The 20041-nt window shown below is 64.9% G+C and carries 17 protein-coding genes and 1 tRNA gene; 8 read left to right on the top strand and 10 right to left on the bottom strand.

What is annotated here, in order from left to right; genetic code table 11:
* Positions 1-76 precede the first annotated feature (76 nt).
* The 6 genes from clpX to AAG813_RS10005 all read right to left on the bottom strand — a co-directional run bounded on the left by clpX (position 77) and on the right by AAG813_RS10005 (position 8207).
* Positions 77-1342, bottom strand: coding sequence for an ATP-dependent Clp protease ATP-binding subunit ClpX (clpX, locus tag AAG813_RS10030; protein WP_096699741.1), 1266 nt, complete (start codon positions 1340-1342; stop codon positions 77-79).
* Positions 1343-1519: 177 nt separating this feature from the next.
* Positions 1520-2140 (bottom strand): ATP-dependent Clp endopeptidase proteolytic subunit ClpP, encoded by a 621-nt coding sequence (gene clpP, locus AAG813_RS10025; RefSeq protein WP_341914461.1) that lies wholly within the window; start codon positions 2138-2140, stop codon positions 1520-1522.
* 115 nt (positions 2141-2255) lie between these two features.
* Positions 2256-3566, bottom strand: coding sequence for a trigger factor (tig, locus tag AAG813_RS10020; protein ID WP_341914459.1), 1311 nt, complete (start codon positions 3564-3566; stop codon positions 2256-2258).
* Positions 3567-3655: 89 nt separating this feature from the next.
* Positions 3656-3742 (bottom strand) — tRNA-Leu (locus AAG813_RS10015).
* A gap of 123 nt (positions 3743-3865) precedes the next feature.
* Positions 3866-7030 (bottom strand): efflux RND transporter permease subunit, encoded by a 3165-nt coding sequence (locus tag AAG813_RS10010; RefSeq protein WP_341914456.1) that lies wholly within the window; start codon positions 7028-7030, stop codon positions 3866-3868.
* A 7-nt stretch (positions 7031-7037) separates the two neighbouring features.
* Positions 7038-8207 (bottom strand): efflux RND transporter periplasmic adaptor subunit, encoded by a 1170-nt coding sequence (locus tag AAG813_RS10005; protein ID WP_341914454.1) that lies wholly within the window; start codon positions 8205-8207, stop codon positions 7038-7040.
* Between the two features lie 131 nt (positions 8208-8338).
* Here AAG813_RS10005 and hpnC point away from each other — a divergent pair, with 131 nt between their 5' ends.
* From hpnC to hpnE, 3 genes are read left to right on the top strand one after another with little or no spacing between them, the layout of a single operon-like run.
* Positions 8339-9199: a squalene synthase HpnC gene (gene hpnC, locus AAG813_RS10000; protein WP_341914452.1), complete on the top strand. Its 861-nt coding sequence runs from the start codon at positions 8339-8341 to the stop codon at positions 9197-9199.
* Positions 9200-9250: 51 nt separating this feature from the next.
* Complete coding sequence (hpnD, locus tag AAG813_RS09995; protein WP_341914450.1) at positions 9251-10093, top strand: presqualene diphosphate synthase HpnD; 843 nt, start codon at positions 9251-9253, stop codon at positions 10091-10093.
* The gene (gene hpnE, locus AAG813_RS09990) at positions 10090-11367 is read left to right on the top strand and encodes a hydroxysqualene dehydroxylase HpnE (protein WP_341914448.1); all 1278 of its coding nucleotides are present in this window, start codon (positions 10090-10092) and stop codon (positions 11365-11367) included. The genes hpnD and hpnE overlap by 4 nt, the downstream gene beginning before the upstream one ends.
* Here the strand turns inward: hpnE and AAG813_RS09985 are convergent.
* Together AAG813_RS09985 and AAG813_RS09980 are read right to left on the bottom strand one after the other, a co-directional pair.
* Positions 11314-12732: a sigma 54-interacting transcriptional regulator gene (locus AAG813_RS09985; RefSeq protein WP_341914446.1), complete on the bottom strand. Its 1419-nt coding sequence runs from the start codon at positions 12730-12732 to the stop codon at positions 11314-11316. The two genes, hpnE and AAG813_RS09985, sit on opposite strands and share 54 nt — an antisense overlap.
* An 11-nt stretch (positions 12733-12743) precedes the next feature.
* On the bottom strand, positions 12744-14078 hold the full coding sequence (locus AAG813_RS09980; RefSeq protein WP_341914444.1) for an acetate kinase: 1335 nt from the start codon (positions 14076-14078) through the stop codon (positions 12744-12746).
* A 587-nt stretch (positions 14079-14665) separates the two neighbouring features.
* Between AAG813_RS09980 and AAG813_RS09975 the strand changes: the two genes are divergently transcribed.
* From AAG813_RS09975 to AAG813_RS09960, 4 genes are all read left to right on the top strand, one after another.
* Entirely contained in the window at positions 14666-15727 is a 1062-nt protein-coding gene (locus tag AAG813_RS09975; RefSeq protein ID WP_341914442.1) for a hypothetical protein, read from the top strand.
* A gap of 97 nt (positions 15728-15824) precedes the next feature.
* Positions 15825-16205 (top strand): hypothetical protein, encoded by a 381-nt coding sequence (locus tag AAG813_RS09970; RefSeq protein ID WP_341914440.1) that lies wholly within the window; start codon positions 15825-15827, stop codon positions 16203-16205.
* Positions 16206-16216: 11 nt separating this feature from the next.
* Complete coding sequence (locus AAG813_RS09965) at positions 16217-16897, top strand: C39 family peptidase (protein ID WP_341914438.1); 681 nt, start codon at positions 16217-16219, stop codon at positions 16895-16897.
* A complete protein-coding gene (locus AAG813_RS09960) occupies positions 16897-17436 on the top strand; it encodes a hypothetical protein (RefSeq protein WP_341914436.1) in 540 nt (179 codons plus the stop codon). Before AAG813_RS09965 ends, AAG813_RS09960 begins: the two co-directional genes overlap by 1 nt.
* A 135-nt stretch (positions 17437-17571) precedes the next feature.
* Here the strand turns inward: AAG813_RS09960 and AAG813_RS09955 are convergent, their stop codons facing one another.
* Both AAG813_RS09955 and AAG813_RS09950 read right to left on the bottom strand, forming a co-directional pair.
* A complete protein-coding gene (locus AAG813_RS09955) occupies positions 17572-18210 on the bottom strand; it encodes a glutathione S-transferase family protein (RefSeq protein ID WP_341914434.1) in 639 nt (212 codons plus the stop codon).
* Positions 18207-18917, bottom strand: coding sequence for an HAD family hydrolase (locus AAG813_RS09950; protein ID WP_341914619.1), 711 nt, complete (start codon positions 18915-18917; stop codon positions 18207-18209). The genes AAG813_RS09955 and AAG813_RS09950 overlap by 4 nt, the downstream gene beginning before the upstream one ends.
* A gap of 19 nt (positions 18918-18936) precedes the next feature.
* Between AAG813_RS09950 and hemH the strand changes: the two genes are divergently transcribed.
* Positions 18937-20040 carry a ferrochelatase gene (gene hemH, locus AAG813_RS09945; protein WP_341914433.1) on the top strand — a complete coding sequence of 368 codons (1104 nt, stop codon included), beginning with the start codon at positions 18937-18939 and terminating at the stop codon, positions 20038-20040.
* The last annotated feature ends 1 nt before the right edge of the window (position 20041 follow it).

Below are 20041 nucleotides of genomic sequence, written 5' to 3'. Positions count from 1 at the left end.
CCACTTTTCAAGCCTGCCGCCCATTTATGCCACTTCAGGCGCCACACAACCGGGGCCTTCTTCGCCGGGTGCGGCCTCAGGCCTGTTTGGCGGCTTCACGGTACACCAGCAGTGGCGGCTTGTTTTCCTCGATCGTCGACTCATCAACCACCACTTTTTCCACATTGCTGGTATTGGGCAGGTCAAACATGGTGTCGATCAGGGATTGCTCCAGGATGGAGCGCAGGCCGCGGGCGCCGGTCTTGCGGGCCAGCGCCTTGCGGGCAATGGCCTTGAGCGCCGAGGGGCGGATCTCCAGATCAACCCCTTCCATGGACAGCAGCTTGCTGAACTGCTTGACGACGGCGTTTTTGGGTTCGGTCAGGATCTGCACCAGCGCGTCCTCGGTCAGTTCGGCCAGGGTAGCGACCACCGGCATGCGGCCCACCAGTTCGGGGATCAGGCCGAACTTGATCAGGTCTTCCGGCTCCACGTCCTTGAAGGCCTCGGTCAGGCTGCGGGCCTTTTTGCTCTTCACCGAGGCGCCAAAACCGATGCCGGACGATTCCGTGCGGTTTTCGATGACTTTTTCCAGTCCCGAAAAAGCCCCACCGCAGATAAACAGGATGTTGGTGGTATCTACCTGCAGGAAGTCCTGGTTCGGGTGCTTGCGGCCACCCTGCGGCGGCACCGAGGCCATCGTGCCCTCGATCAGCTTGAGCAGCGCCTGCTGCACGCCCTCGCCCGACACGTCACGCGTGATCGAAGGGTTGTCGGACTTGCGCGAAATCTTGTCGATTTCGTCGATATAGACAATACCCTGCTGCGCGCGCTCGACTTCATAGTTGCAACTCTGCAGCAGTTTCTGGATGATGTTCTCGACGTCTTCGCCGACATAACCGGCTTCGGTCAGCGTGGTGGCGTCGGCCATCACGAAAGGAACATTGAGCGTGCGGGCCAGTGTCTGCGCCAGCAGCGTCTTGCCCGAACCAGTGGGCCCGATCAGCAGGATGTTGCTCTTGGTCAACTCCACATCGTCTTTTTTGGCTTTTTCCTTGTGACGCAGGCGCTTGTAGTGGTTGTACACAGCAACGGCCAAGGTGCGCTTGGCCGGCTCCTGACCAATCACGTAACCATCGAGCGTCGCCTTGATTTCCAGCGGAGTCGGCAGGTCGCCACGCGTTTCGCGCACATCATCGCCGGCGGGCAGTTCATCGCGGATGATTTCGTTGCACAGATCGATGCATTCATCACAGATGAAAACCGATGGCCCTGCAATCAGCTTCTTGACTTCGTGCTGGCTTTTGCCGCAGAAGGAGCAGTACAGGGTTTTTTCGCTGGAAGAGCCTTTTTTATCGGCCATGAATGTAATGCCTTTGGGTGCCCGTGGGACGTGTTAGCTAATGATAACCAAATAAACCTGGCCCTACCCACGGCAAAACAGGCCTCGGCCGGCTCTGGGGGAGCGGCCAATAAAAACGGCGTCCCCTGTTACAGAAACGCCGTTGCTATGTTGCAACCAGGGAAAGCGAACGCTCGTTCAGGGGCGCTTGGCAATCACCTGGTCCACGACGCCGTAAGCTTTCGCCTCTTCGGCAAACATGAAGTAATCACGTTCGGTATCGCGCTCGATTTTCTCGACCGTCTGCCCGGTATTCGCGGCCAGGATGCGGTTGAGTTGCTCGCGCGTCTTGAGAATGTCGCGGGCATGGATCTCGATGTCGGTGGCCTGGCCCTGCGCGCCGCCCGAGGGCTGGTGAATCATCACGCGCGAGTTGGGCAGCGAAAAGCGCTTGCCCTTGGCGCCGGCCGCCAGCAGAAAGGCGCCCATGCTGGCCGCCATGCCCACACACAGGGTGGACACATCGGCCTTGATGAACTGCATGGTGTCGTAAATCGCCATGCCGGCGGTCACGGAACCGCCCGGCGAGTTGATGTAGAACGAGATGTCCTTGTCCGGGTTTTCGCTCTCGAGGAAGAGCAACTGGGCCACCACCAGGTTGGCCGTCTGGTCATTGACCGGGCCCACGAGAAAAATGACACGCTCCTTCAGCAGACGCGAATAAATGTCATAGGACCGCTCGCCGCGGCCCGACTGTTCAATCACCATCGGCACCATGCCGAGGCCCTGGATGTCCTGTGCACTGCTGTAAATGTTCATGTTTTCTCCAAATGTTGGGACTACTTTACCCAAAATAAATGGGGCTTGAAGCCTCAGCCGCAAGCCCCTGCACCAGAAATCAGCGTTGTGCCGGGCCGGTGGCCCGCCGTCCGCTTCAGTTCTGCGCCATCAATTCATCAAACGGCACCGATTTTTCGACGATTTTGGCCTTGCCCAGCACAAAATTCGTGACATTGTTTTCAATCACGACGGACTCGACCTCGGCCATGCGCTTTTCGTCGCTGAAGTACCAGCGCACCACGTCTTCCGGTTTTTCGTAGCTAGAAGCCAGTTCTTCGACGTGGGCCTTGACCTGCTCGGTCTTGGGAAACAGGTCGTTGGTACGGGTCAGTTCGGCCACCACCAGGCCCAAGCGCACGCGCTTTTCAGCCTGTGGGCGGAAGATGTCATCGGGAATCGGCGCCTTGTCGGCATCCTTGATGCCCCGCTGCTTGAGGTCGGCGCGGGCGCCTTCCACCATGCGGTCCAGTTCGGACTGGACAATCGCCTGGGGCACGTCGAGCTCGGCGTGGGCCAGCAGCGCGTCCATGACGGCGTTTTTGTTACGGGCCAGCAGGCGGAACTTGACTTCGCGCTCGAGGTTCTTGCGAATGTCGGCGCGCAGGCCTTCGACAGTGGCGTCGGCGATGCCCAGGGATTTGGCCAGGGCTTCGTTGACTTCAGGCAGGTGGGCGGCTTCGATCTTCTTGACCGTGACCATGAAGTCGGCCTGTTTGCCGGCGACATCCTTGCCATGGTAGTCGGCGGGAAAATTGAGCGGGAAGGTCTTGCTTTCGCCGCTTTTCATGCCGCGTACCGCGTCTTCGAATTCCTTGAGCATCTGGCCTTCGCCGACCAGGAACTGGAACGCTTCCGCCTTGCCGCCGGCAAACGGCTCGCCGTCGATCTTGCCTTCGAAGTCGATGGTGACGCGGTCGCCGTCCTGCGCTGGCGCGTCGATGGCGCGCTGGGCAAAGGTGCGGCGCTGCTTGCGCAGGATATCCACCGTCTTGTCGATGGCTTCGTCGGTCACTTCGGCGGTGATTTTTTCAACTTCGGCGCTGGCCAGGTCGCCGATCTTGACTTCCGGATAGACCTCGAAAATGGCGTCAAACGCCAGCTCGCCCTCGGGCGCGCCTTCCTTTTCGCTGATGCGCGGCTGGCCGGCCACACGCAGCTTGGCTTCGTTGGCGGCCACGGAAAAAGCCTCGCCGACCTTGTCGTTCATGACTTCGTAATGCACCGAGTAGCCATAACGCTGGGCGACCACGTTCATCGGTACCTTGCCGGGACGGAAACCGTCCATCTTGACCGTGCGGGCCAGGCGTTTCAGGCGCGCGTCCACTTCGGACTGGATGGTGCCGACAGGCAGCGTCAAAGTGATCTTGCGCTCCAGCTTTTCAAGGGTTTCAACAGTCACGGCCATGATCTACTCCTAAATATCCGAAAAATGTGTAAAAGACAGACGGGCGCACCGGTCAGCCGGTGCGGCCATCGTCCTGAAAGTCTCAATCGTGGTGCGCGGGGCGGGACTCGAACCCGCACATCCTTGCGGACGTCAGGACCTAAACCTGGTGCGTCTACCAATTTCGCCACCCGCGCGCCTGAAATAAAAACGGGAATCCTCAGCTTTTCGGCTTGTGGACCCCCGCCTGAAATCGGTCAACTTTCTATTTTAGCCTGTATCGGCCGCCAATTCAGCGCCCAGCCCTCCGGCGGGTGAGCTCAGGCCGCGGCCGGTGTTTCCCGTTTGACACGAAACCATGCAGCGTACATCGCCGGCAAGGCCAGCAGGGTCAACACCGTGGCCACAATCAGGCCGCCCATGATGGCGACCGCCATCGGTCCCCAGAACACGCTGCGCGACAGCGGGATCATGGCCAGCACGGCAGCAGCGGCGGTCAGCACAATGGGGCGCAAGCGCCGCACCGCCGACTCCACGATCGCATCCCAGGCGGGCACGCCGGCGGCCCGGTCCTGCTCGATCTGGTCGATCAGGATCACCGAGTTGCGCTGGATCATGCCCATCAGTGCGATCACGCCGAGCAGCGCCACAAAGCCGAAGGGCCGGCCCAGCAGGAGCAGGGCCCCGGCCACGCCGGCAATGCCCAGCGGTCCGGTCAGGAAGACCAGCATGGCGCGGCTGAAACTGTGCAGTTGCAGCATCAGCAGGGTAAAGGTCAGAAACAGCATGACGGGGATGCCGGCGGCGATCGAGGCCGAGCCCTTGCTGCTTTCCTCGACGGCGCCGGCAACCTCGATGCGGTAGCCGCCCATCCCGGTTTGCTTCCACTTCGCTTCCAGCGCCTTCAGGCCTGGCAAGAGCTGGTTGGTCACCGTGGCGCCCTGCAGGCCTTCGACGATGTCGCTTTGCACAGTGATGGCGTAGTCGCGGTTCTCGCGCCACATCACGCCCGGCTCCCAGGTGAACACCGGCTTGGCGATCTGCGTCAGCGGGATGGACTTGCCTGACGCCGTCGGCAGGTAGGCGTTGGCAATGTCGGTGATGGCGTTGCGCTCGTCCTGCGGCTGGCGCAGCACGATGTCGATCAGCTTGTCGCCTTCGCGGAACTGGCCCACATTGGTGCCGGCCAGGATGGTTTTGGATGCCTGGGCAATCGACTGGCTGGTCACGCCCAAAGCGCGCGCCTTGGACTGGTCCACTTCCAGGCGCAGCACCTTGACGGACTCGTTCCAGTTGTCATTGACACCACGGGTGTTGGGGCTCTCGCGCAGCGCGGCCTTGACCTCGTCGGCACGCTCGCGCAGCACCAGCGGGTCGATGCCGACCACGCGGAACTGCACCGGGTAGGGCACGGGCGGTCCGTTGGGCAGCAGCTTGATGCGGCCGCGCACCTCGGGGAACTCCTGGGCCAGCAGCGCCGGCAGCTTGATGCGCAGCGATTCGCGCACCTTCAGGTCCTGCGGCAGCACGATGAATTGCGACACATTGGTCTGCGGAAAAACCTGGTCCAGCGGCAGGTAAAAACGCGGCACACCCGAGCCGACCCAGGTGCTGACCGAGCTGACGCCGGCTTCCTGGAGCAGGCGCGCCTCGACACGTTTGGCCGTCATTTCGTTGGCGGCAAACGAGGTTCCTTCCGGGAACCAGATATCGACCATGATCTCGCGCCGGCTCGAATCCGGGAAGAACTGCTGCTGCACCTTGCCCATGCCGACAATGCCCAGTGCAAAAAACAGCACCGTCGCGCCAATCGTGACCCAGCGGTACTGCACGCACCAGTTCACTGCCCGGCGAAACGTGTTGTAGAAGGGGCTGTCGAACATCTCGTGCGGGCTGTCCTGTCCGGCGGCCACCTCCTGCACATGTGGCGGCACCTTGAGCAGCAAGGTCCCCAGATAGGGTACGAAATACACCGACACGATCCAGCTCAGCACCAGCGCGATCACGGTGACCGCAAAAATCGCGAAAGTGTATTCACCCACGGCCGATTTGGCCATGCCGATCGGCAAAAAGCCGACCGCCGTGATCAGCGTACCGGTCAGCATGGGCATGGCGGTAATTTCATAGGCAAAAGTCGCGGCGCGCACCTTGTCGTAGCCCTCCTCCATCTTGCGCACCATCATTTCGACCGCAATGATCGCGTCGTCCACCAGCAGGCCCAGCGCGATGATCAGCGAACCCAGCGAGATCTTGTGCAGGCCGATGCCGAAGTAGTTCATGGCCAGAAAGGTCACGGCCAGCACCAGCGGAATCGTGATGCCGACCACCAGACCGGGCCGCATGTCGATGTAGTAACGCTTCCACAGCGGGTGTTGCCCCGGCCGGCGGTGAAAACCCAGCGCGATGAAACTCACGGCCAGCACAATCACCACGGCTTCGATCAGCACCTTCACGAACTCATTGACCGAGGTCGCCACGGCGGTCGGCTGGTCCTGGATCTGCACCAGCTCGATGCCGGCCGGCAGGCCGGCTGCAATGCCGGCGGTGGTCGCCTTCAGTGCCTTGCCCAGGGCAATGATGTCGCCGCCCTTGCCCATGGAGATACCGAGCGCAATGACTTCACGGCCCTGGTGCCGGACCTTGACGGCAGGCGGATCGACGTAGCCGCGCTTGACCTCGGCAATGTCGCCCAGCCGCAACTGGCTGCCCGAGGCACCGCGTATCGGCATGGCGCGTAGTTGCTCGACCGCTTCGAACTGCCCGGCCACCCGCACCTGCACCACATCCAGCGGTGTCTGCACCGCGCCGGCCGACTCCACCGCGTTTTGCTGGCCGAGCTGGCTCAGCACCTGGTTGAAATCCAGCCCGAGCTGGGCCAGGCGCTTTTGCGAAATCTCGATGAAGAGCTTTTCGTCCTGCACGCCGAACTGCTCGACCTTGGCCACATCGGGCACCCGCAGCAGTTTCTGGCGCACCTCGTCGGCAAAGGTCTTGAGCTCGGCATAACTGAAGCCGTCAGCCTGCAGCGCGTAAATCACGCCGTAGACATCACCGAAATCGTCGTTGAAAAACGGCCCGACCACGCCACCGGGCAGCGTGCCGCGCATGTCGCCGATCTTCTTGCGCACCGCGTACCAGACACCCGCCACGTCGGCGGCTTTCGACGAGTCCTTGATCTGGAAAATGATCTGCGACTCGCCGGGCTTGGAGTAACTGCGGATCTTGTCGGCAAACGGAACTTCCTGCAGCGTGCGCTCGATCTTGTCGGTCACCTGCTCGGCCACCTGCTGCGCCGTGGCGCCCGGCCAGTAGGTGCGCACCACCATGGCCCGGAAGGTGAACGGCGGGTCTTCGTCCTGGCCGAGCTGGAAGTAGGCGGCAAAGCCGAGCAGCATCAGCACCACCATCAGGTAACGCGTCAGCGCCGGATGGTCCAGCGCCCATTTGGACAGATTGAAGCCGTCCTTCGGTTGTACTTGGGTCATGCCGGCCTCACTTCGCGGCAGGTGCTGCGACCGGGGGCAGCGTGGCCGCGGCGGCAGATGCTACCGGATTGATAGCTGTCTGCGCAGGTGGAGCAAGGGCTGCAGCCACTTTCGGCTGATAAATTGTGACCTTCTGACCGGGCGAGAGCACATGCACGCCGGCGCTGACCACCAGCATGCCGGACTGCAGGCCCGAAGCCACCACCGCTTCATTGCCGTCGGCCGTGGCCACCTCGATGAGTTGCGACTTCACCGTCATGCTGGCCTTGTCCAGCACCCAGACCGCCGTGGACCGGCCTTCCTGGCGCAGGGCGGTGGTTGGCAGCTTGATGACCTGCACGCCCGCGGCGCTCAGGCCCTGCGGCTGCACGTAGACGGTGGCGCCCAGCACCGGCGGATCCTGGGTGGCGAGCGCCACCTTGACCGGATAGGTCCGCGTCAGCGGGTCGGCGCTGGCGCCCACTTCGCGCACCTTGCCTTCCAGCCCGGCGTTCTGCGCCCAGACCCGCACCTTGACCGGCATGCCGACCTTGATGGCCGCCACCTTGTCTTCGGGCACGGAAAACACCACATCGCGCGGGCCGTCGGCGGCGATGCGCAGCACCGGCGTGCCGGCCGAGACCACCTGCCCGACTTCGGCTTCCACGGCCGTGACCACACCCGACACGTCGGCCACCAGCACGGCGTAAGTGGCCTGGTTGCCCTGCACGGCCAGTTGCGACTGCGCCTGCTCCAGCTGGGCCTGCGCTGCCTTGAGCGTGGTCTCGCGGCGCTCGAGTTCGGCGCCGCTGATGAAGTTCTGGTCCCGCAGTTCCTTGTAGCGTTTGTAGTCGGCCGAGGCCAGGTCGCGCTGCGTGGCCGCCGCCGCGACCTGGGCGCGCGCCGCATCGGCGGCCAGCTTGTAGTCCTGCGGGTCCAGCTGGGCCAGCACCTGCCCCGCCTTCACGCGCTGGCCGAGTTCAGCCTGGCGCCGGATGATTTTTCCGCCGACCCGAAAACCCAGCCGCGACTCGACCTGGGCCTTGACCTCGCCGGCAAACTCGTAAGCGGTATCGAAGGAATCCGTTCCCACGGTCATGACCTTGACGGCACGCACCGGCTCTTCGGGCGGAGCTGGCTTGGAACAGGCTGCCAGCAGCAAGGCGCTGCTGAGGACGGCAAAAACGGTTTTGTTCATGATGGCGTTGAGGAAAGACGGTGGCGAAAGACCGGAAAGCAGGAATCAGGCAAGCCTGAAAACCGTGTTAATGACTGACCGGTTAGTAATCTAGGGTAATTCCCAAGGCTTGTCAAGCGACAATCCAGCCCATGACTTCCGGCCCCCATCCCGACCTTGCGCAGCCGCTGCAGCCTCCTTCCAGCCACTACGAAAACTTCCCCGTGGCCTCGCTGCTGTGCCCGCCGCACCTGCGACCGGCGGTCGCGGCGATCTACTGGTTTGCCCGCACCGCCGACGACATTGCCGACGAAGGCGACGCCCAGCCCGCCGAGCGCCTGGCCGACCTCGCGGCCTGCCGCGCCGACCTATTCGCCGCGGCCGAGGGCCGGCCCGTCTCGGCGCGTTGGCCGGCCGTCTTTGCGGCTCTGGCACCGGTGATCGGGCAGTTCCGGCTGCCGGTGCCGCTGCTGGACGACCTGCTCAGCGCGTTCGAGCAGGACGTCGTCAAGCAGCGTTATGCCAGCGAAGCCGAGCTGCTGGACTACTGCCGCCGCTCGGCCAACCCGGTCGGGCGCCTGCTGCTGCATCTGTACGGCGTGAACGACGCGGTGTCATTGGCGCAGAGCGACCACATCTGCACGGCGCTGCAGCTGATCAACTTCTGGCAGGACCTCAGCGTGGACATTCCGCGCGGCCGCATCTACCTGCCGCAAGACCTGTGGGCCGCGCACGGCGTCGACGAAGCGCAACTGCTGGCCCTCGATGAAAACCCGGCCACTACGAAATTGATAGCTGCCTGCGTCCATTCGGCAAGGGCCAGGATGCTCAAAGGCTTACCTTTGGTGAAGAAGGTGCCGGGGCGCGCGGGCTGGGAGTTGCGCCTGGTCGTGCAAGGCGGCCTGCGCATCCTCGACAAGATCGAAGCGATAGCCTTTGCCACGCTGCGCCAGCGCCCCAAGCTCACGCCCTGGGATGTGGCGCTGATGCTGTGGCGCGCTGTCCGGATGTAATCCGGGCAGCGGACGGCTTGCCACCGCCCCAAGCCTGCGACAATCCCGCCCATGAACCCCGAGGAATACGTCCAGCAGAAAGCCGCCGCGTCCGGCAGCAGTTTTTATTACGCCTTCCTGTTTCTGCCCAGGGAACGGCGCGCGGCCATCACCGCGTTTTATGCCTTTTGCCGCGAGGTCGACGATGTGGTCGATGAAGTGACCGACCCCGGCGTGGCCCAGACCAAACTCGCCTGGTGGCACGCCGAGGTGCTCAAGTCCTACGCCGGCTCGCCCACCCATCCGGTGATGAAAGCGCTGATGCCGCTGGCGCCCACCTACCAGATCGAAGCGCGCCACCTGCAGGCGGTGATTGAGGGCTGCCAGATGGACCTCACGCAAAACCGCTTTCTCGATTTCCCGGGCCTCAAGAGCTACTGCCACCTGGTCGCCGGCATCGTCGGCGAGGTGGCCGCGCGGATTTTCGGGCAGACGCAGCCGCAGACCACCGCGTACGCACACAAGCTCGGGCTGGCCTTCCAGATGACCAACATCATCCGCGACGTCGGGGAAGATGCCTTGCGCGGCCGCATTTACCTGCCGGTCAACGAGCTGCAGCAGTTCGACGTGAAAGCCCACGAAATCCTCAAGCGCCAGTACTCCGACCGCTTCACCGCGCTGATGCAGTTCCAGACGCAGCGAGCGCTCGGCCTGTATGACGAAGCGCTGGCGCTGCTGCCCGAGGCCGACCGCCGCGCGCAAAAGCCGGGGCTCATGATGGCCAGCATTTACCGCACCCTGCTGCGCGAGATCGAGGCCGACGGCTACCAGGTGCTGCACCAGCGTGTCAGCCTGACGCCGCTGCGCAAGTTCTGGCTGGCGTGGAAAACACAGGCCTTCGGAAAAGTGGTGTGAGGACGGCCGTCATCGGCGCCGGCTGGGCCGGCTGCGCGGCGGCGGTCGAAGCCACCCGGCTCGGCCAGCAGGTCACCGTGTTTGAAGCGGCACGTGTTCCCGGTGGGCGCGCGCGGCGTGTCGACGGCCAGTGGCCCGACGGCACGGCGTTGGCGCTGGACAACGGCCAGCACATCCTGATCGGCGCCTACAGCGAAACGCTGCGCCTGATGGCCGACCTCGGCATCGCTGCCGACGCGGCCCTGCTGCGCCTGCCACTGACCTTGCAGTTCCCCGACGGCACGGGCCTGGCCTTTCCCCGGCTCCCTGCACCGCTGGATGCGCTGGTCGGCATCGCGCGTGCGCGCGGCTGGAGCTGGCGCGACAAACTCTCGCTGCTGCGCGCCGCCGTCGGCTGGCAGGTCTCGGGGTTTCGCTGCGCACCGGAGCTGTCTGTCGCGCAGCTGTGCCGCACGCTGAGCCCGGCGGTGATGGCCACCCTGATCGAGCCGCTGTGTGTCTCGGCGCTGAACACGCCGGCCCACCGCGCCAGCGGCCAGGTGTATTTGCGTGTGCTGCGCGACGCGCTGTTCGCCACATCGGGCGGCTCCAACCTGCTGCTGCCGCGTGTGGACCTCAGTGCACTGCTGCCCGATGCAGCACTGGCCTGGGTGGTGCGGCAAGGCGGCGACGTCGGCCTGGGCCGCCGCGTGCAGCAACTGGCATCGGTGGCCGGCCGCTGGCAGATCGATGGCGCCCTCTTTGACCGGGTGATTCTGGCCTGCCCGCCAGCGGAAGCTGCGCGGCTGGTCGAAACAGCGGGACTGCCCTGCCAGGCGTGGCTGGCGCACACCCGCGCGCTGCAGTTCGAAGCGATCACCACGGTGTATGCGTTTTCACCGGGCGCACGCCTGGCGCAGCCCATGCTCACGCTGCGCGCCGGCGCACCCGATGGCGAGGCACCGGCGCAGTTTGTGTTTGACCGCGGACAGCTCGGCGGGCCCGCCGGGCTGCTGGCCTTTGTGGTCAGCGCCAGCAGCGCCGACAAGGACGCGTTGACCCGCCGCGTGCTGGACCAGGGCGAGCGGCAACTCGGACCGACAGCCCTGCAGGCCGTGCAGACGATTGTGGAAAAACGCGCGACCTTCGCCTGCCTGCCTGGCCTGCAGCGCCCCGCCGTGCGGGTGCTGCCGGGACTGCTGGCGTGTGGCGACTACCTCGACGGCCCCTACCCGGCCACGCTAGAAGGTGCCGTGCGCAGCGGCCTGGCCGCTGCTTCCCATGGGCAGGCCTGAAGGCCCTGCGCCGGGCCCTGCGCCCTGCCCGCTGGGCAGGCTCATGCTGTGTTTGTCCATCAGACGGTACAAGGTCATGCGTGACACCCCGAGCTCGCGGGCGGCGCGCGTGACGTTGTGCCCGACACGCGTCAGGGTCAGGAAGATCGCATCGCGCTCGGCCAGGGTGCGGGCAGCATCGAGCCCGATCCCCGCGGGCCGGTCGGCCGGTGCCAGGCCCAGGTCCGCAGGACCTATCAGTCGCTGATCGGTCATGACCACCGCGCGCTGCACGCGGTTGTACAACTCGCGCACATTGCCGGGCCATGTGTGAGCCATCATCGCGGCCATCGCCTGCTGGTTGAAGCCCCGCACCCGGGTCTTGCCCTTGACCGCGCAGCGCTGTAAAAAATACTCGGCCAGCATCGGCACATCCTCCATGTGGCGCCGCAACGGCGGCACCTCGATCGGCAGCACATTCAGCCGGTAAAACAGGTCTTCGCGGAACCGGCCCATGGCCACGCATTCCGCGAGGTCCTGGTGAGAGGCCGCCACCACCCGCGCGTCCACCGGCAGGCTGCGTACCGCGCCCACACGGGTGATCGTCTTCTCCTGCAGAAAGCGCAGCAGGCTGGTCTGCAACTCCAGCGGCAGGTCGCCGATTTCATCGAGGAAAATCGTGCCCCCGTTGGCAGCCTCAATCAGCCCGTGCCGCTGGGATGAGGCGCCAGTGAACGCTCCCCGTTCGTGGCCAAACAGTTCGGAATAAATCAGCGAAGGCGCGATGGCACCGCAGTTGACCGCCACAAACGGCCCCGCCGCGCGATGTGAACAGCGGTGGATCGCGCGCGCGGCCAGCTCCTTGCCGCTACCGCTTTCTCCGCCGAGCAGCACCGGCGCCTCCGTCGCCGCCACCTTGCGGATCTGTTCGCGCAGACGGGTGATGACGGGCCCCTGGCCCACCAGGCCCAGGGAGTCTGCCGCATGCACGTGAGGATGCTGCCGGCTGCGCAGCATGGCGCGCTGGGCGGCGTGCTCCAGGACCAGTTCGAGGTCGTGCCAGACGAGCGGCAGGGTCTGGTGGTCAAAAAAACAGTTGAGCAGCAGATCGCGAAAGCCCGGCGACTCCAGCGCCTCACGGTTGCAAACGGCCACCCACTCCGATCCGTTGGAAGCCTTGACACAGGCTTCCAGCGCGTGCTCCGACCCAGCCAGCGGTGTGCCGATGATCAGCAAACTGACCGGGAAGCGCTGCTGGGCCTGCATCCGCCCCGCAGCCGCCAGATCGGTCGCCTGCGCCACGCGCCAGCCCTGCGCGAGCAGGTGCTCCCCCACGCCACCCGCCGAGTCGGTCAGCGTCACGCACAGGAGGTTGCGGATCAGCATGGCCAGCCTTGTCAGTTCGATATCGGCAACCGGACCGTCAGGGTCAAATCCGGGGTGTCGCGGGTCAGGCCGGCACCCACCGTCACATTCAGCGTGGTCTTGTTGCTGTAGCGGTACGAATAACCCAGCAGCAAGGAAGCCAGTTGGGTGCGTACCGACGTCACCACCGGCTCGCCATTTTGCCGGGTCCGCCCGACGGAGTTCAGGTCCACACCGACACTGAAGGACGAGCGCTCGTTGAGCGCCAGACCCATGCCGAAATTGACACCCACGACGCCGCCCGGCCGCACCGAGCCGATGAACTCCCGCTGGTTGTTGAGTACCAGGCGGCTGACGTTGTCGCGCCCGAAATTGTGCGTGTAGCTGACACCGCCGAAAAACACCGCCGGGTCCGAAGGAAAAAGCCAGGTCACCCCGGTTTGCAGGGAATAAAAGCCCGAGCCCGTCGGCAGGTCCAGCGGCAGGCCGGTGCCGGTGGTGTTGCCCAGGCAGCGTGTCACGCAGTCGGTCACCACTTCGAAGGGGTCCTTGCCGGTGCGGGTCTTGAAGCGCAACGAACCGATCAGGTACGGGGAATTCCCGCGTGGCTGGTTCAACTGGTAACGGGCCGCGACCTCGACATCGCCCATCGCATTGCCGTTGGCGTTGAAAGCTCTCTCCGATGCGGTGCCGGTGAAAAGCTCACGACTGATGGTGTTGTCGGAGCGGTAGACATAGGGAAGTTTGGCTTCCACCTCCAGCCGGTTGCTGAGTCCCCAGCGCCCCGTGATCGCCGCGGTCAGCGTGTTGCGCTTGACCTCGCGCACATCGATCAGGCCGATCAGCAAGGCCGGAATGATGGTGTAGCCCACCAGCGCGACGCGGTTGCTGGACGAGTAGCCGTACTGCAGCGATGGTTCCAGCACATAACGCCCCCGCGGCGTCAGGATGCCGGGCTGATCGAACAGCGGCGCAACTGCGGGCGGCTGCGGCTCCGCGCTCGGCGCCACGCCCACGCGCACCGAACGGGTGGAGGCATCGGGCGTGTCGCTCGCGGCGGTTTCCTTCCTGTCGTCCGCCAGTCTGCTGTCGGGACGCGCCGTGCTGAGCGCCGCCTGGCGTTCCTGCTCGATGCGCTGCTGTTCGCGGTAACGCGCCTCCTGCTCGGTAGCCTGCTGACGCAGTGCTTCACGCAGCACCTCGATCTGGCGCCCCTGCTCGGTGAGCTGCTGCTGCAGCAACTCGATGCGCTTGTTGGCACTGCGGGATGAGGCCGTCCCCTGCGCCTGCGCGAGCGTTGCCAACAACACCGTGGATGAACAGGCCAGCACGGCCCACGCCGGGGGGCGGCGACTTGTTGTTGTCATGAGGTACCCCATGCAATCCTCCGCTTTTTGATTTTTTCATGCAGTGGCACCAGCGTAAGTGCATCGCGCAGACGCTGGCAAGCCGCACATTGCAACGACCCGTAATCCACGCAGGACCAGCGCCAGACAACTGTCACACTTTTGATTCGGTCTGCGCCAGCCCGTATCTCCAGGCCCCGGCTACACGCCCCACAAGGCGTCGCCTTTGGTGGAACAAACCAGAGCGGCGGTTCCGGTCCCTCGCGCGCAGTGGCCTCTGTCACAGATCTGTGACATCACCAGAAATGGGGAGCAACCGGCAAGTGTCGAGGAGGCGCGTCACGCTAATTCGAACCGGCAGCATTGCGCCGTCAACCATCCGTGACACTTCGCGTCAAAAACACGCGCGTGCCAGCCAGCTCTCACCGATTCGACACATTGGGACAAGCCATGCAGGGCAGTGGTCTTCGCAGGGAGAGCCTTGCTGAACGGCCCCACCCCGCAACCCGCTGGCACTGAATTTGCTGTCGCTGGACCGATTTGCGGCGACGCGACTCAACCCAACGATGTCCCTCTCAACCCAACCCGACTCAACTCTCGGAGGAATCATGAAAAAGACACTTCTCGCTTCAACCCTCGCCCTTGCCTTCGCGTCCGCATGGGCCAACCCGGTCAACAACGGGACCGCCGGTACCACCAGTGCAAGCACCGGAAATCAAACCGCGACGGCCACTTCGGATCAAAGCGGCAATGGCCCGCAAGCCAACGAATTTTCGACCGCAACAACCGGCGAAGCGCTTGCCAGCGCCGCGCGGTCAGCCGCACTCAACAACGGTTCCACCGGTACCTTCACCAATGCCTTCAACGTGATGACCGCGACCGCCAGCAGCAACCTCAATGGCGTCGTGACGGGCAACACCGTCTCTGGCATCGGCAACAATGCCTATAACACCGGCACGAGCAACGGCGGCACCGGCAACGGTGGCACCGGCGGCACCGGCAACGGCGGCCAGGCTTCCGGCACGGGTGCCGGCGGCACGGGTGCCGGCGGCGTGGGTGCCGTGGGCGCGACCGGTGGCAGCGCCACCAACGGTGCCGTCAGCAACGGCAGCGCCTCCAACGGCAGCGCCGGTGCGGGTAGCGGCGGCAGCGGCACGGGCGCCACCGCGAGTGGCAACAACAACGGCGGCACCAGCGGTGCCAACGGCGGCGCAGGCGGAGACGGGGGCGCACTCAGTGGCGGCGGCGCAGGCGGAAACGGCGGCACATCCGCCAGCAATGGCGGCGGCGGAACCCGCACTGGCGGAGCAGGCACCGGCGGCACCGGCGGGCCGGCCACCAACGGCAGCGCCACCAACGGCAGCGCCAGCAATGGCAGCAACACCGGTGGCAACGGCGGTGCCGGTGGCAGCGGCACCGGCGGCACCGGCGGCGCTGGCAGTGGCGGCACCAACACGGCCGCTGGCGGAGCCGGCGGCGTGGGCCAGGGCGGCAGCGGTGGCGCCGGCGGTACCAACAGCGTCAACGCCGGGACGTTCAGCATGGCCAACAGCATGACCAGTGTCGGGCAATCGGCCGCCGGCATCATGCTTGCGAGTCAGAACAGCGGCTTCACCTCGCTGGTTCAGCAAAGCGTGAACGTGCAGGCCAACCTGTCCGTCGGTCAATAAGGCGAGTCGCCGGCCATTCCCCACCCGTGCGGTCTGCACAGTTGCAGGTCGCACGGTGGAGGTCGGCGCATGCCCACCCGAGCCCAAAGGGGACGCCATGAAACCGATGCCCTTGTCCTGCGCCGTCTGCGGGCTGGTGCTGTCCACGCTTGCGGCCACGGTTGCAGCGCAAACGCCTTTGCCGCCCCCGTCCGGCGGTGCGGCGGCCAGCAGCGCCAGCTCGGCCGGCTTCGACCAGCCGGTTGATCTGGCCACGCTGGACAGCCAGCGCGGCGGCAGCCAGTTTGTGCTCGTGCACAACGACATGACGCTGACCGGGAGCACCGCCGGCAACATGGCCGAGCAGGTCAACACCGGCAGCAACGCGATCAGCGCCGGCGCCTTTGCCAACATGAACGGCATACCGGTCGTCATCCAGAATTCCGGCGCGAATGTGCTGATCCAGAACGCTGTGATCCTCAATCTGCAGATGAACTGACGGCGGCTACCATGCGCGCCCTGTTGTTTTGCTTCGCGCTGTTGGCCGGTGCCGGGTCGGTCCCGGCCCAGCACGTTCACCTGCCGTCCCTGGGGGCGGGCGACGTCAGCCTGCCCGTCACCAGCCTGCGGCAGGCGCGTCTGGCCAGCACCCTGATCCAGCAGTACGACTTCAGTTGCGGATCGGCAGCGATCGCGACGCTGCTGACGCATCACTACGGTCATCCGGTCAGCGAGCAAGCGGTGTTCCAGGAGATGTATGCGCGCGGCAACCAGCAGAAAATCCAGCGCGAAGGGTTTTCGCTGCTGGACATGAAAAATTTCCTGGCCACGCGGGGCTTCGAGGCCGACGGCTTCGAGCAGCCGCTCGAAAAACTCAACGAGGCACGCGTTCCGGCGATCGTGCTGATCAACGAAAACGGCTACTTCCATTTCGTGGTGGTCAAGGGGCTGCAGGCCGACCGCGTGCTGATTGGCGACCCGTCGCAAGGTACACGCGCACTGCCCCGGCAGACCTTCGATGCGTTGTGGACCACCCGCCTGCTGTTCGTGGTGCACAACCGCATGGAGTCGGCGCGCTTCAACCTGGCGACCGACTGGCGCGTGGCGCCGCGGGCGCCCTTGGGCAGCGGCGTTCACCGGGACGGACTGGCCGGCAACGCCCTGCCCAAGCTGGGACCGGGAGACTTCTGATGCGCGCCAGCCGCCGCCTTTCCCTCCGGAGCAGCCGCGGGCTGTGGCTGCTGGCGCTAATGGCTGGTGTACTTGGCGCAGCCCAAGCCCAGACCCGGGAACCAGATTCATCGGCAGGCGCGCTGTGGCTGGCGGTGAGCGATCGGACGCTGGACAGCTTTCGTGGTGGTTTCGCCCTGGCGGACGGGTTGCGGGTGAGTTTCGGGATCACACGCGCTCTCTACATCAACGGCGAACTGGTCACCCAGATGAGCCTCAACTTCGGCCAGCTCTCTGAATTGACCCCGGTGCAGGCGGAACAACTCAGCCGCCAACTGGCGGCAACCAGCCTGGTGGTGCAAGTCGGTCCGGGCAACAGCATCGCGCCGGAGGCATCGGACGCGGCCTTCGCCACCGTCATCCAGAACACGCTGAACAACCAGCAGATCCTCCAGCAAACCGTGATCAACGCGAGCAGCAACGCCCTGGGCCTGATCAAGAATCTGAACACGCAGGCCACCGTGAACGAGGCCCTGAGCGGAGCCATCGGCGCGCGCTGAGGTCAGCGTTCAGCACCTCACCACACCGCACGCTGCCGGCCGGGCCGGACGGGCGCTGGAGGTGCTACAAAATAAATAGCTATTGGCGCCCGCTGTATAAGGGCTGAAGGTCATTTTCTCTTGAGAAAATTCGCTTCAGGACGGGATGCTTCGCCGCGCCATGGCGCGCACCTGGATCTGTGCCGGCCGCGCCAGGCAACGCTCCAGCCAGTCGGCCAGCCGCGGGCAGTGCAGCATGGCTTCAGCGCGCTGGACCCAGGCCAGCACCGACGCCACGCAGATGTCGGCCACGGTGAAACGCTCCCCGGCCAGGAAACGGCGGGTTTGCAGGTGCTGTTCGAGCACACGCAATGCCGGCAGCAGACGACGCTCGGCCTCCTGCGCCAGCTGCGGTTTGCGCCGCTCCTCGGGCATGGCGATGGTGTGCATCAGGAAGGTCAATGCATCTTTTTCGCATTCGGTCACGGCCCAGAAGCTCCAGCGCAGGATCTCGGCCTGTTCGGCGTGACTCACTGCAGCGAGCGGTTCAGCGCCTGCGCCCTGGAAACGCCCGGCCAGGTACAGCGCGCAGGCCATGGACTCCCAGACCAGTACGCCATCGTCGTCCACCACGGGGATGTGCCCGTTGGGATTGAGCGCCAGAAACTCCGGCGTGCGCGTCGCGCCAGCCTGGTATGGCAGTGCGACGTGCTCATAGGCCAGGCCCAGTTCGTGCGCCACCCACAGCGGCCGTGAGGCGCGCGAGGCGGCGATGCCGTAGATCTTCAATGTCATGGCTGCGGGTCGGCCAGGCGAAACAGGTCGCACAGTTCCGTCAGGCTGGTCACGGTTTCGTGCGGCACGTCATCGTGCGTCCACAGGTGATCGGCCCGGTTCAACCAGGCCGTCTGCATGCCCGCGTTCAGCGCCCCCAGCACATCCAGCGCGGCGTCGTCGCCCACATGCAGCACGTGGTGGGGTGGCACATCCACGGCGCCGGCCGCGGCATGGAAAATCCGCGGGTCCGGCTTGCCCACACCGAACGCCTGCGCGCTGATGGCGGCGCGGAAGTATGGCGCGAGCCCGATGCGGGCGATATCGGCATTGCCATTGGACAGCGCAACCACCGGATAACGCGCGGAGAGAAACTCCAGCGCCAGCATCGCGTCATCGAACAGCGTCACCTCATGGCGCGCGGCGAAAAAAACTTCAAAGGCTTCTTCAGCCAGCAGGGGGTTCTCGCGGGAGCGGTACAGGGCCAGGCGGATGGCCTCGCGCCGGATGGCACTGAGGTTGTGCCTGAGCTCGGGCCGGGTACGGACAATCTGCTCGCGGATATCGTGGCGCGCCGTGGGGTTGGCAAACAGGGCCGCCGTCATCGGCGCATGACGGCCCAGCCATTCATCGAGGGCGGCTTCGGCTTTCTCTATCACCGGCCAGACCGGCCAGAGGGTGTCATCAAGGTCAAGGGTTATGGCTTTAATAATTGTCAGGTCAAGCATAGGTAGGGGAGAATAACCCATGTCTTTTTCCCCAGAACCCCCCTTTGAGCATGGGAAGCCGCCCAGCGCAGCCAGCGGCACCGCGGTGCTGTACTGCAACCTCGGAACCCCGGATGCGCCCACCGCCGCGGCGCTGCGCCCCTACCTGGCGCAGTTTCTGAGTGACCACCGCGTGATCGAAATCCCCAAGGCCCTGTGGTGGTTCATCCTGCACGGCATCATCCTGCGCGTGCGGCCCAAGAAGTCGGCCGCCAAATACGCCAGCATCTGGACCGCGGAAGGCTCACCGCTGAAGGTGTGGACGGCCAAACAGGCGAAGCTGCTGCGCGGTTACCTGGGCGAGCGCGGACACCATGTGGAAGTGCGTTACGCCATGCGTTACGGCCAGCCCTCCGTGGCCGCGCAGCTGAACTCGCTGAAGGCCGAAGGCGTGACACGCATCCTGGTGTTGCCCGCCTATCCGCAGTACAGCGGCACCAGCACCGCCAGCGTGTTCGACGCCGTCTACAGCTGGGCCGCCAAAACCCGGCTTATTCCAGAGCTGCGGTTTGTCAACCACTACCACGACCACCCGGGCTACATCTCGGCGCTGGCAGCACGCGTGCGTGCGCACTGGGCGACGCATGGCCGCGCGGAAAAACTGGTCATGAGTTTTCACGGCGTGCCCGAACGCACGCTGCATCTGGGTGACCCCTACCACTGCGAGTGCCATAAAACCGCCCGCCTGCTGGCCGAAGAACTGGGCCTGGCCAAAGAGCAGTACCGCGTCACCTTCCAGTCGCGCTTCGGCAAGGCCAAGTGGCTGGAGCCCTACACCGAGCCCACGCTGGTGGCACTGGCCAGGGCCGGTGTCAAAAGCGTCGATGTGATGTGCCCCGGCTTCACCGGCGACTGCCTCGAAACCCTCGAGGAAATTGCGCAGGAGGCCAAAGAGGCTTTTGAGCATGCGGGCGGAAAGACCTTCAACTACATCGCCTGCCTCAACGACAGCCCCGAATGGATGAGGGCCCTGAGCGACATTGCACAGCAGCACCTGTCCGGCTGGCCGACCCAGGGCGTGCCCGATATGCAGGCACTGGCCGCGTCACGGGCTGCGGCGCTGGCCCGCGGCGCGCGGCAATAGA

It is taken from the genome of Polaromonas sp. YR568 (assembly GCF_943371715.1).
Classification (GTDB): domain Bacteria; phylum Pseudomonadota; class Gammaproteobacteria; order Burkholderiales; family Burkholderiaceae_C; genus Polaromonas.
This window is presented reverse-complemented; position numbering and strand designations above follow the sequence as displayed.